The organism is Tannerella serpentiformis (assembly GCF_003033925.1).
GTDB lineage: Bacteria > Bacteroidota > Bacteroidia > Bacteroidales > Tannerellaceae > Tannerella > Tannerella serpentiformis.
Window position 1 is genome coordinate 2,343,107 of record NZ_CP028365.1, and the last position, 13,390, is coordinate 2,356,496.

Annotated in this window: 6 protein-coding genes; all 6 read left to right on the forward strand. The window is 55.4% G+C overall.

Annotated features, from left to right (window positions below; genetic code table 11):
• Positions 1-133: 133 nt before the first annotated feature.
• The 6 genes from C7123_RS09910 (at position 134) to C7123_RS09930 (ending at position 13,314) form a co-directional block, all read left to right on the forward strand.
• Positions 134-6,700 (forward strand): hypothetical protein, encoded by a 6,567-nt coding sequence (locus tag C7123_RS09910; protein WP_159049894.1) that lies wholly within the window; start codon positions 134-136, stop codon positions 6,698-6,700.
• A 325-nt stretch (positions 6,701-7,025) separates the two neighbouring features.
• The gene (locus C7123_RS12980) at positions 7,026-7,325 is read left to right on the forward strand and encodes a hypothetical protein (protein ID WP_159049895.1); all 300 of its coding nucleotides are present in this window, start codon (positions 7,026-7,028) and stop codon (positions 7,323-7,325) included.
• A gap of 99 nt (positions 7,326-7,424) precedes the next feature.
• A complete protein-coding gene (locus C7123_RS09915; RefSeq protein WP_069174920.1) occupies positions 7,425-8,429 on the forward strand; it encodes an NAD-dependent epimerase/dehydratase family protein in 1,005 nt (334 codons plus the stop codon).
• Between the two features lie 12 nt (positions 8,430-8,441).
• Positions 8,442-10,007 carry a glycoside hydrolase family 10 protein gene (locus tag C7123_RS09920; protein WP_069174921.1) on the forward strand — a complete coding sequence of 522 codons (1,566 nt, stop codon included), beginning with the start codon at positions 8,442-8,444 and terminating at the stop codon, positions 10,005-10,007.
• Positions 10,008-10,111: 104 nt separating this feature from the next.
• On the forward strand, positions 10,112-11,422 hold the full coding sequence (locus C7123_RS09925; protein ID WP_069174922.1) for a leucine-rich repeat domain-containing protein: 1,311 nt from the start codon (positions 10,112-10,114) through the stop codon (positions 11,420-11,422).
• Positions 11,423-11,490: 68 nt separating this feature from the next.
• The gene (locus C7123_RS09930; protein ID WP_037998429.1) at positions 11,491-13,314 is read left to right on the forward strand and encodes an AMP-dependent synthetase/ligase; all 1,824 of its coding nucleotides are present in this window, start codon (positions 11,491-11,493) and stop codon (positions 13,312-13,314) included.
• Positions 13,315-13,390 lie beyond the last annotated feature (76 nt).

Genomic DNA, 13,390 nt, shown 5'->3' on the forward strand with positions numbered 1-13,390 from the left:
TTACGCATTCCTAATTGATAACTCAAGTAATTTCATAACGGGTCACCTCCGCACGCCTCTCTTCGCCCCGCAAGGGGAATGTAGAGAGGCCGCGGGGGAACCTCATTTTCAAACTTCAAAAACAGATACAGGTATGGAAAAGAAACAACTTATTTCAGTAGTCAAACCCCTCATCGCCGCAGCGCTCCTCTTCGGCAGCAGCGGCGGAGTCGCGTGGGGGCAAACTATGCATGGGCACGATACCGGAGGTCCATATAACAGTTCATCATGTAGCGCTCATTATACGATTGGTTCAGGCGGCTGGAGCAATCCGGATAATAACTTTGGCCCGGGAGAGACTGGTACAATTACCCCTCGTGGTGCAAATGCCGGATGGTGGGGTGGAACGGTGGCCTGGGCAAACCCTGGAAATGGACGTGTCACAGTCGGGAATACGAACAATATCGTCGTAAATGCTGCGAATGTGGCTTCCGTGGGAGGGTCATGGACCTCTCCTCATTGTAATGCTGGAGGTAGTACTTCCCTCATTGCCCCTACAAGTGGTCCATCAGTTCCTGATGGTACTGGTGTCCGACATATAGGATCATCCGTTCCTGCTTCTGTATATAGTGCCGCAACGCATATCACAGTCGATGCAGGCTCATCAAGCGGATCCCCTTGGCAGTTGGAAGGCTTTCAATTCTTGGACAACCCTTGGTACTATTATTTCTACACACTTTCCACACCAGGGACTTGTCCAGCTTCATGTTGGTATTGGTCTGGCACTTCTCATCTACAGAGTTCTGGTTCTTGGCCATCCGTTCAATACACTTCTACGGCATCTACACAAGGTGGCTACGTCCCTGGTATAATCACATTATTAGCTGGAGGCCATGTTCGATTGACAGGTATCGGTACCTATAGTGTGGGTGCAGGAGGTCATACTAATTCACATGCCACACTGAACTTGCCGGCGGCCTATTATACCTTGATGAACGATAAGAACTTTGATGCAGCGAGCATTGTAAGTAATGGTACGATCAATTGGGGTACAGCCGGTGGTGCAGAATTAGGTACAGACGCTGTGTTGGGTATTCAGGGCGATTTCGTTCCCGGAGCAAGTGCTATCATAACCAGTGCAACGGGTGGTACGATTCTGATGGGCGCAGCCACTCAGGGTCAAAACAAGATGACGGTCAAAGCGCCTACAGGTGGTACCAATACTTACCCTTACGGATTTTCCGGAAGAGGGGCGAACGTGTATACCGGTGTATGTATTCCTGCTACTGGAACGGCTAACGTAGGTAACTACGGCACCAATAACATCACGGTAGAAACCACGATGACCCTCCCAACTGCGATGTCTGCAGGCAAGTTGCAAATCTTTAATACGATGGGCAACGTGGACTTCAAAAACAAGATTCCAGCAACGGGTGCAGGTGGTAATATCTTGCTGATGGCCAAAGGTACCTTTACGATGAATACCGGCTCTGCGCACGTGATCACAATGGCCGCTGGGAACACTTCATTGATGGGTGGCGTAGTTGAGCTGAAGGTGAAAGAGGATGTCAAAGTAAACGGATCCGGTAACTATAATGTATTCGGCTTTGATGGTGCTGGAAGTACGCCCACTTTAGCCGCCTTAACATGGCCAACGCTTTGCCCACAGCCCACCTATTCTTGGTGTAGAACGGAAAAGTATGAGCGCATTCCGCACTTAGGGCCGGACATTAGATATGGCTTACAGGGCGCTATTACCGGACAGCCTTATGCTGGCGACTGTACGCCTCTTAATTTTATGGGTGGCGGACACATCAAGAGTTTAGATGATAGTGAGGTAAAGGTGAATAGCTCAGGTTATGCACGCTGGCAAGCGATGGGCAACATCACTACCGGAAACGGCAAAACGCTTAAGTGGGAGGTTGGTGCTTCCGCCACCGGTACGGCTACGGCTTCATGGCTGGCCAATGGAAACATTACGCTGGGCACAGGCAACACAACAAACTGGAAGAGCGCCACATCGACCGCAGGCGATCGCATTTTCTGGAATGCTGGAGGCAATATCACCACAAACGATGTCACGGCTAAGTGGGAAACCTCAGATGGCAATATGTATTGGCGTGCAATAGGTACGATACAGGCTGGTAGCTCAGGACATGAGTTGAACACCGTAGAGTGGAAGTCCACCGGAAAAGGCAATATGCTCTGGGAGGCCACTACGCTCAATGTTGTAAATGGCAGTAACGCTTTGAAGTTTGAACAGACTGGAACGGGTCGCACAAACTGGCATGCTAAGGGTAACATCGATGCAAAAGCTGGAAGTGGCGGTATCACATTTACCAATAGTTCGACAGAAGCTAACGGTGCGGGTACGATGACTTGGCTGGCCGCTGGCAATATCATTACAAGTGCAGGTAACGAACTGATCAAGTTTGAGCAGACAACTGCCACTGCAGGTAGAAATGCATGGAAGGCAGGAAACGACATTCTCACAAAGAGCAAGATCGAGTTCCACAATCAAGCGAGCAAGTACAACATGGAATGGCATGCTTGCAACGACATTCTGACGAACAACGGTGGTACTGGTGCGGATGGCTCCGACCATTTCTTGGTTACATTCAAGAACGAAAAGGAAGGCGACGTAATCTGGCATGCGAACCACGACATCATTACCCGCAGCAAGACGGACTTTGAAAGCACAAACACTGCGTCGGGAAACATTACGTGGTATGCAGGGAATGATATCCATACTTATCTTGGAAAGAATCATCCATCTACGCTCACGAATGGTGTGAACTTCAAACAGGAAGGTGCAGGACGCACGATCTGGCAAGCCGGACGGGACATTACGACGCACAATGCCGTACATTTCCAGTTTACGAGCAATGCGAAAGACTGGGCCAGCCTTGGTCTGTTAGCTGTCCGAAATATCACGTTGGGCGGTGTGACTGGAGAGTATGAAAACAATCATCCGTCTCTGAGAAATGAATTCAAGGTCGAGACTGAAGTGAATGACACGGTCGTGCTGCATGCACGGAATGGCTATATCCTGACCAACTCATTGGTGAACCTCGAGCGCAGCAATACCGGTGCAGCGCTTACGAAGCTCTGGGCAGGTTGTGGTACGTTTAATACGAATAATAACATCGATGTGGAGCACACCTTTAATTATACCGAGCCTACGGGTAAAGGTCAGGATGCTGGATCGTTGATCTACCTCTATGCGGAGAATGACATCCTCTCCAATCAGGACGCAGCCAACGGAACCTGCGACTCACGCCAGGCTCCGATCACGTTCTCCGTTCCACAATCATCGAAGACCATCACCTTATGGGAGGCTGAACGTAACATCAATACGGTGGGACGTGTAGACTTTGCCTATGGAGCTGCCACTTCGGCAGGTCCGTTGACATGGCTCTCCCGCGGTGGGTATATCCAGACGGAGCGCCCCGTAACGATTGCCTACAAGAGTGATAGCACAATCTCCTTCCTCGCTGAGGATTGGCGCCATGATGCGACACATGCATCTCCAGGGAACTTTACTACTACCGGTCGTCGTGGTAATATCCACTTCTTCGACTCTGTTCGAATCAATCGTAACAACACGGCAGCTGGCATGACGCAGCTGAAAGCCGAAAACCATATTTGGACAGCCATGCTGGACTACGTGGATGAGGCCTCTACGGGTGATACGATGGAGATCATCTCGCACAAGGGCGATATCTATCTTGGATATAACGACAATACCCCGACGCAGAATCCCTATCAATACGTAGCCACAATGAACAATGGCTATATCATGCAGCAGAGACCGTCTGCGTCGTGTATTCACCCATTGGCAAACAATGTGTCATATGATAAGAACCGGTTTATCTACACGATTCCAAGTACCAATACGAAGGGTCACTTGTGGATCAAGGCTGGTTGGGAAGAGAAAACGGATCGCAATTCCGTACCGGATGATGGATCGAGACTGGCTGGTGGTAATATCTACTTCTCACACATTGCCGTTAATCAACCGACGGGTAGTGATCACCCGACCGTGATCTCAATACCATTCTCCGGTCTTTGGCGTTGCGGTAATGAAGGCGATAGCATACTCCACAATCGCTCCGGGCGTGCTTTGCAGTACTACGAGAATGCAGGTATTATCTCCGGTGTAAACCACTGTAATCGTCCCTATCCCGGAGCCAATACTATAGCGACGAATAATCATGACTGGGGGTTGTTCTATCGTGGTGGTAAGGGCGATCTGACGGTAGATGCCGGTAACCGTGGTAACATCATCTTCAACAAGGGTGCTTACCTGAGCTTCGAGGATCCGAGTTCTACGGGCAATGTAGTCTTCCGCACACGCTTTGGCGACATTGATATGCGTAATCCGTTCAACGTAGATACGATGACGGGTAGCTTGCTCTTCTTGGCGCAGATCGAAAATATTGCCGATTTGGAGCACAGTGACTTCTGTGGTTGTAAAGAAGAACGTAACAACGTCTATCTGCAAGATTTTGAATTCAAAGCACACGGTGCAAGCGGTAGCGTATTTGTCGGTGCAGACAATAACATCAAGTTGAACTATGGAGGTCTGCAAAACATTGGTACGCGTCATGATCCGTTCCTGAGCAAGGATTATGAAAAGTGCAATGATGGCAGTCTGAAGAAGGTAGGCGAAGGATATATTGGCGGAGCACTTGGTGGATGCGGTGATGATCTTCATTGCGATGCAATCTCAAGCGAAAACAAGGCTCGTAAGTTCTTGATGAAGTTTGATAAGGATGCCAACGGAACGGCTATCACCAAGGGTGGTTTTGCAGCTGTGGCTTCGGACTACATCGACGTCTACAAGAGGTTTGAGTATCTCGGTGGTAGCGGTGACGGTATGGGTAGCGTACCGGGTACAGGCACCCTGCACGGTGAGACAGTCACGGGCTACGGTCTCTTCATGAAGACCCAAGCCAACAAGGGTAACTGGAACGTGAACATTTTCGAGAATACGCCGACTTGCCCCACACCGTGCGACGGAACGAACTGCGGACACGATTACCTGCATATGGTTTCGCGTATGACTTTCCACGACGATGCTTATATCGAAGCGCACAACCAAGAGGTTATGCTTTGGTCACCGGTAATAGAGACGTTTGGTGATATGACTCTTGATTCGGAAAAAGATAAGGGCTCTAAGACTGAAATTACGCTGAAGGCCGATAGTTTGATCTTCCATAGCGACTTCATCAAGAAAGGTAAGAACATAAAGCTCTCCACTTGGAGTGGTCTCCACAAAGATCTGCCGATTATGAAGTTCGGTCACATGCGTAAGACGCCTCCGTTCGTTGAAGCGAAAAAGGACGATTGCGACGCCATCACCGAGTGCGTACCCTGCTATCGTTACATCCGCTTCAGCAAGGATCCGCTGCATATGTTGGATACAATCACGATCAAGTTTGGCGACGACGCATATATGGAGCGCCTCAATACGGTTATCTTCGATCATACCGTCCTCACCTGCCTCACTGACTCGTTCGACCACGTGAAGGGTGGTGCGGTACAGAACGCACAGATTCGTACCGATACGTTTAAGATCCGCAACCAAGTAGACCTCTTCGCCGACGAGAAGCACGAGCGTGACGCTCACCTCGAGCTGATCTCTGAGGAGCAGATGGGTTCGAAGGATTATGCCGGTATTTATACCAAGCACCTGCACATGGAGCCGATTGGCGCGTGCGGTACCCCGTATAGTGAGCTTTGGACTTCGGACGACTTGGCACTCGACGTGATCACGACGTCCATCTTCGGTGGTTTCGGTTTCATCCACTCTGATGTGCACGTAGAGAATGGCGGACACCTGAACGCGGGCTTCACCTCGCTGCGTCTCAAAGGCATGTGCTATGAGCAGATGTGTGGTACGCAACGTATGAAGGATCTTCGTCTCGACGTCGGTGCACAGCTGCACTTCTCCGTGGGTACGTCGAAGGGTCTGAACGGTGAATACAGCGACGCCATCGAGGTAGATCGTCTGACGACCTACGGTTCGGTAGACGTGAACATCGAGATTCGTCCTTGCGAGAAGATCGAAAAGCGCTGCTATCCGATCATCTATTACAAGTCGGTTACGCCGAACAGCTTGAACCAACTCAAGCTCAATCCACGTAAGGTGAAAATCGATGGCGAGGAGTATCCGCTGCACCTGAACCTTGGAACGGATGGTGTTGTCTACGTCTGCGTTGGTGATGCTCAACCGGTAGATATCAATCGCACGGTGACGCTCCCATCCGTATCAGGCGTGAAGACAGATCCAGGCGCAGGTATTTGGGATGTGAAGAGCCGTGGCAACTTCAAGTTCAAGGCCACCTATTCAGGTTCCAAGCCGCTGGCCGTACGCACGAACCGTACAGTAAACGGTGTACCGGAAATGCTGACGGGCACAAAGAATGCCAACGGTGAATACGAGTATGTCGTTCCGAACGTACAGCAGGATATCACGCTGTCGATCGGCCCGGACTACGTCTCCAACCAACTGTTGGCAGGCACGGCCGTTTGGTCGCACGGCGAGATGATCTACATCCGCGTTGATCGTGCTGACATCGCCAGCATCTACTCCGTAGCTGGACAGCTTGTTCGTAAGGTAGACTTGCCCGAAGGCGACACGTCGATCCCGATGAGTCGCGGTGCATACGTGATCACCCTCAAGGACGGCTCCGTTCATAAGGTGATTGTGAAGTAAGCATGAGTCCATATGGGGACGCTTCTGTTAGTGTCCTCGGGTGTGGGTGGATACTGAGAGAGGGTCCGCCCCACCTTTATAAAAGAATCCCCGGCACAGCCTCGTAAAGGCCCGTGTCGGGGATTCGGTGTATTGGGGGGGCTTGCATGCTCATAGGCGTATGCGATGCGTCCCTACCCCGGATATCTCCTAACAATTGATTGGGACGATTATTTGTGATGTCATTTCCGTTTGGCCTCTAAAAACGAAGGTCGGCACGGCTTGGCTCTTCGTTATTCTGTCTCCTGAAATGCAAAGCCGATTTCCGGTCTCTCGAAACGCCAAAATGAAACGCGAGACCGATCTCGGACTTTGCGAAATGCCTTCCCGCCGCACGAAATCGATCAAAATTTTCTGGAAACGCCAAAATGAGGCGGGAAATCGATCAAATTCTCCGAAAAGTCACTTTTTGCGACGGGAAACGGGGAAAATTCTTCGAAAAGTCATTTCCCGCGGCGGGAAAGGGGAAAAATGCCTCGGAAAACGGCTTCGTGCGGCGGGAAGGCGTCTAAAAGTTTCGGAGATCGGTTTCGCGCGGCGGGAAAAGGAGGATAATCTCGCAAAACGCCTTTCTGCCGCCGAATGACTCTATGGAATCTCCATAAATCTAATTCACACGGCCCCGCGATTTGCAGGCTTGTGTACCGGCCTCGCTGAAGGCCGCAGCCATCCTACCTTTGCGGGCATGAAAAAGATACTGATCACTGGAGCCAGCGGATTCATCGGCGGACACCTTGTCCGGGAGGCGCTGGAGGGCGGATATGAGGTCTGGGCGGGCGTGCGACGCAGCAGCTCCATCGGCCGGTTGCCCAAAGACCGCGTTCACCTGATCGACCTCCGTTATGCCGACGCCGAGGCGCTCGCCGCCCAAGTGCGCGAACATGCGGCCGAGCATGGGCGGTGGGACGGCGTGGTCCACAACGCGGGCGTGACGAAGACCGTCCGCCCGGCCGACTTCTTCGAGGTCAACACCGAATACACCCGCCGCCTTCTGGCTGCCCTCAACGCCGGCGGCCAGGCCACGCGCCCCGATCGCTTTGTGCTGATGAGCAGCCTCAGCGCCTTCGGCCGCGGCGACGAACGCACCTTCCGACCCATCTCGGCCGACGATGAGCCTCGGCCCGAATCGATCTACGGCCGCAGCAAACTGGCCGCCGAGCAGTGCGTCCGCGAGCAGACGACGATCCCCTACACCATCCTCCGGCCCACGGGCGTCTACGGACCCGGCGACCGCGACTATGGAATGGAGATCGAGAGCATCCGCGCGGGCTTCGACTTCAAGATCGGCCGCACGCCCCAGCGCCTCACGTTCATCTACGCTCGTGACCTGGCGCGCGTCGTCCGGCTGGCCCTCGAGCGCCCCGAGGCCGTAGGCCGCAGCTACTTCGTGGCCGACGGCGACGTCTACACCGACGACGAGTTCGCCGGCCTCATCCAGGAGCTGCTCCACCGTCGGCACGTCCTCCACGCCCGCATCCCGCTCTGGTTGGCGCGCGTGGTCTGCACCGTCTCCGAGGCCATCGGGCGCATGACCGGCCGACCCGCCACGCTCAACACCGACAAGTATCACATCCTCAAGCAACGCAACTGGATCTGCGACGTCAGCCCCCTGCGCCACGAGCTGGGCTTCACGCCCGAATACAACCTCCGCCGCGGACTCGAGGAGATCATCGCCGAAACGAATCACTAATCATCTACCCTTATGCGCAACAAACTACTCCTTGCCCTCGCCCTGCTCCTGAGCCTCGGCGCATGCACCACATCGCGCCTCGTGAAGCAGGAAAAACGCATCTATCCCAAACGCGAATTTCGCGGCGCGTGGTTTCAGACCATCTACCAGAACGACTACCGCGGACTCTCGGCCGACGACTTTCGCGCGCTCATGGATCAGCGCCTCGACCGCCTGAAACGCTATGGCATCAACGCCATCTTCTTCCAAATCCGCCCCGAGGCCGACGCCTTCTACCCCTCCCGCTACGAGCCCTGGAGCCGTTGGCTGACGGGTCGCCAGGGCGAAGCGCCCGAGGACGAGGCGTTCGATCCGCTGGCCTACCTCATCGAAGCCTGCCACCTGCGCGGGCTGGAGTTTCACGCCTGGCTCAACCCCTATCGCGCCGGCGCAACGGACTTTGAGGACTTTGCCGAAACGCACATCTACCGCCGCCATCCCGAGTGGTTCGTGCGCTATAACCGCATGACGCTCTTCGATCCCGGCATCCCCGACTGCCGCCTCTTCATCTGCGGCGTGGTGCGCGACATCGTCACCCGTTACGACATCGACGGCATCCATATCGACGACTATTTCTACCCCTACCCCGTCGCCGGCGAGCCCTTCCCGGACGAGGAGAGCTTCTCCCGCTACGGTCCGCCCGCGGGCTTCTCCGCCAACCGCCGCGATGACTGGCGCCGCAACAACATCAACCTCCTGATCCGCGAGCTGAAGATGACCGTAGCCTCGGCCAAGCCGTGGGTCAGCTTTGGCGTCAGCCCCTTCGGCATCTACCGCAACAAGTCGTCCGACCGCCACGGCAGCGACACGCGCGGGCTGCAAGACTACGACGACCTCTATGCCGACGTGGTGCTGTGGATGAAGAACGGCTGGATCGACTACTGCGCCCCGCAGCTCTATTGGGAGATCGGCCACAAGTCGGCCGACTACTCGACGCTCATCCACTGGTGGAGCGGCCTCAAGACGCGCACTCCGCTCTACATCGGGCAGGACGTGGCCCGCACCATGAAGGCCGGGCAACTGGCGCAAAAGATGATCGAGGAGCGCGAGGCGAAGCGCGTCGACGGACACATCTTCTGGCCCGCCGGCGAACTGCTGCGCAACAACGGTCACGTGGCCGACAGCCTCCGCCGCATCTGGCACCGCTACCCCGCGCTCACTCCGCCGCTCTCCAAAGCCTACACCGACCGACCCGACGCCGTGCAGAACCTCCGCATCGCGCAGACGGACGGCGCCACGCGCCTCGTGTGGGACATCGCCCCGCAGGATCCTCGCGCACCCCGTAAGACGCCCATGCGTTACGTCGTCTATCGCTTCCCCCTCGGCGAACGCCGCGACATCAGCCGTGCCTCTATGATCGTCGCCATCACCGGCGAGCCCTCTTTCCAGCTTCGCGACAGCGACCTCGAGCTCCCCTACACCTACGTCGTCACCGCCGTCGATCGCTATCACAACGAGAGCAAACCGTGCAAACCCCTCAAACTCGATGGCCGCACGCGCTACATCAATCTCAGAGGAGAACTTGGCCAGCGTCCCTGACGGCCCCTGCCGGGGCAGGGAAATAATCTCGACCATGTACCCGGATCATTTTCGTTCCTCATTCTCCCCCATAGTCTTTCACTTTTAGTTTTTAGCTCCTTTATATGAACCCCACCAAATTAACAGCGCAGTGGCTCACTATCCTTTTTGCTACAGCCTTCATTTCCGCTACCCTCTCCGCTCAAACGGTGAATAGGGATCGCTACATCGTCCTCACCATCACAAGCGATCCGGACGCTGAATCGGCTTTCTCCTTAGATCCCGAAGATAAAAGAGCCTACTTCTATCTCACAGCCGACACCGACAATACGCCGGTGGAAATCGTCTATGGTAATATTTGCAGCACCATTATGGTTCACTCTCGAGAGCGCGACGCTGTAGGTACACAGTACGTCTACCTACCGAAGACGTCCACCATGACGATCTATGGCAATGTAAACGGACTGAATTGCTACGCCGCTGGTCACGAACCGTTTGTCGACTTCGGTCCACTCGACTTCAACGGCGGCGTGCAGGGCCCTGTGAGCAACCTCAACATCAGCCACAATCAGGGATTGAAGACGCTCGACTGTACGAACAACATGATCTCACTGCTCGACGTGAGCTGGAACACCGGGCTGGAGGAGCTTAACTGTTCACACAACGGTTTGACCACATTGGATGTGAGTCGTAATACGGCGCTGAAGGTGCTCGACTGTTCGAGTAATGCATTGGGGACGATTGACGTGAGCCACAACACGGCCTTAATCTCGTTGAGCTGCTCTGAAAACGGCCTCTCACAGATCGACGTGAGCCGAAACACCGCATTAAAGTCGCTCGATTGCTGCATCAATCAACTGACCCTGCTCGACGTCAGCCGAAACACGGCTTTGACTGATTTGAACTGCTTTGCCAATGAGTTCCGGTCGATTGATGTCAGCCGCAACACGGCCTTGACCCGTCTCATCTGTTCGGGAAACAAGCTGACCGCGTTGGATATCCGTCCCCACACTGCACTAGAGGAACTCAATTGCCAGCAAAACAAAATCATCCAACTCGACCTCAGTCAGAACACGGCGCTGAAGTCGTTGCGCTGCTCCGAAAACCGGCTTACAACGCTCGATTTGAGCGCCAATCAATCCCTCGAGTTGCTGCAGTGTTACGGAAACCAGTTGACTGCCGCCGCTCTCGATCGCATCTATTGCGCCCTGCCCGATCGAACCGCTAAGGAGCCCGGCGAGCTATTCCCTGCGTGGACAGATGATTGGGATGACGCCCCCGATCCAGACAAGCCCAAAGTGTTGGCCGCGAACGGCCGAAACGCCACTCGTAAGAATTGGAAAATCCTTTATAAGAGTAATGGTGTAACCAGATCAGGTCTCGGCATCGAAATCACCGGCTTCACAGGGCGATACATCTGTGGCAGCGGCAAGTAGCACCTTTCGTTTTTCATTCCCTCATTCTCTCCCCCCCACAGTCTTTCACTTTTAGTTTTTCGCTCACTATGATTCCCCATTTCGCAGAACTAATCCACCATCAGGCCGAACGCTACGGCCAACGCGTCGCCCTGCTTCATCGCGATCCACGCACCGGCAAGTGGCTCGGCATCTCCTGGAACGCCTTTGCCGACCGCGTCCGACTCACCTCGCAGGCACTCATCGAGTACGGCATCGGCGTGCAGGAAAACATCGGCATCTATGCCCCCAATATGCCCCAGTACTTCTACACCGCCTTCGGTGCCTATGGCGCTCGCGCCGTGGAAGTGCCCATGTACCCCACCGGATCGCCCGACCAGATCAAATACATCGTCCGCGACGCCAACATCCGACTGCTCTTCGTCGGCGAACAGCAGCAGTACAACAACGCCTACAAGGCGCAACAGGAGATGGGCGACACGCTCCGGAAGATCGTCATCTTCGACCGCAGCGTCGTCCGTTATCCCACCGACGAGACGAGCGTCTTCTTCGAGGAGTTCGTCCGCCTCGGTGACAACGCCCGCGCCGAAACCGCCGCGCGCATCCGCCGCAACGAGGCCACCGACGACGACGTGGCCCTCATCATCTACACCTCCGGTACGACGGGCGAGCCCAAGGGCGTCGTCATCACTCACGCCAACTTTCGCGAGATGATGCGCATTCACACCCTCCGTCTGCCGATGGTCACCGAGCGTGACCTCTCCATGTGCTTCCTACCACTCGTCCACATCTTCGAGAAGGGCTGGACCAACTTCTGCCTCTGCCGCGGCGTACGCATCGCCATCAACCGCGACCCGAAAATGATCCGCCAGACGCTGCTCGAAGTGCGGCCCACGCTCATGTGCAACGTGCCGCGCTTCTGGGAGAAGGTCTACGCCGGCGCCAACGAACGCCTCACCCGCGCCGCCGGGCCTATGCAGCGCCTCCTGCGTGACGCCCTCCGCACCGGCCGCGAGTATGTCCTCAACTATCGCCGTACGGGCGAGACGCCTCCCCGCACGCTGGCCCTCAAGTTCGCCTTCTACCAAAAGACGGTCTACAGCGCCCTCAAACGCGCCGTCGGCATCGAGCGCGGCAACATCTTCCCCGTGGCCGGCGCGCCCCTCTCGGACGAGATCGCCGAGTTCCTCCTCTCCGTCGACATTCCCATCGTCTACGGCTACGGCCTCTCCGAAACCTCCGCCACCGTCTGCTGCTACCCCACCGTGGGCTACACCCTCGGCTCCATTGGCACCCTCATGCCCGACATCGACGTCCGTATCGATCCGGAGAACAACGAGATCCTTGTCCGCGGCAAGACCATCATGCGCGAGTATTACCGTAAGCCCGAAGAGACCCGCCGCGCCTTCACGCCCGACGGATACTTCCGCACCGGCGACGCGGGTAGGCTCGGGGAGGACGGCTGCACGCTCTTCTTCCAAGAGCGCATTAAGGATCTCTTCAAGACCTCGAACGGCAAATACATCGCCCCGCAAGCGATCGAGATGAGCCTCGGCGGCAACCCCTACATCGAGCAGTGCGCCGTCATAGCCGACGAGCGCAAGTTCGTCAGCGCCCTCATCGTGCCTGCCTTCGACGCCCTCGAGGCCCATGCCCGCGCCCGCGGCATAGCCTTCACCGACCGTGCCGATCTCATCGCCCGTGAGGACATCATCCGCTTCTACCGTTCGCTCATCGAGGAGGCACAGCAGCATTTCGCCTCGTTCGAGAAGATCAAGCGTTTCACCCTTCTCCAGCGCCCCTTCACCATCCAGGACGGCGAATTGACCGACACCCTCAAGCTCCGTCGTGGCGCCATCGCCCGTCGCTACGCCGCCGAGATTGAGGCCATGTATAAGGACACGGAGAAATGACGCACTAAGAAGCCAAACAGGCGCCTGTTTGGGCTCCCTGCAATTTGTGTAACGGTAAACAGGGCCCCTGCGGGGG